We start from the raw sequence: 447 nt of genomic DNA on the forward strand, positions 1-447 counted from the left end.
TTGCACTTTATAGGCAGAAAGATAAACTTAAGAAAGAAAAGTTACAATGTGTGTTATCAGCTGCTGACTTGTGACCATTTTCTTTGTCTGTGAGCCAAAGTACTCATGGGAGTTTATGATGTCTGTGGACAATCTTCACTGTTATATATTGCATCCACCACCACAGTCACATTGTCCAGAGTCTCCTCAGACTGGTCGTTAAAACATTGTTTGAACTGGATCACAGCTGCCTTATTATAAGGAAGAGCTACGTATTTACTAATCACTTCAAGATATTCATCCGTTGTCACAGACCCATTAATTGTCTTTGCAATAACATTGTCCATTGCATTGCAGCCAGAACCACTTGCGTAGCAGCAAACAGGAATGGCAGCTAGCAGGAAGACCACTACCAGCTTCATGTTGAGGCAGCCCTTGTGAGTTGGTCTTTGGTACAAGATGGAGATC

Annotated in this window: 1 protein-coding gene; it reads right to left on the bottom strand. The window is 41.6% G+C overall.

The features are described from left to right. Positions 1-113: 113 nt before the first annotated feature. Positions 114-447, bottom strand: a 334-nt coding sequence (locus tag D0T85_RS21970; protein ID WP_203558559.1) for a hypothetical protein, incomplete at its 5' end; no start/stop codon positions are given.

Origin of the sequence: Bacteroides sp. 519 (assembly GCF_010500955.1) — a bacterium.
Lineage (GTDB): Bacteria > Bacteroidota > Bacteroidia > Bacteroidales > Bacteroidaceae > Bacteroides.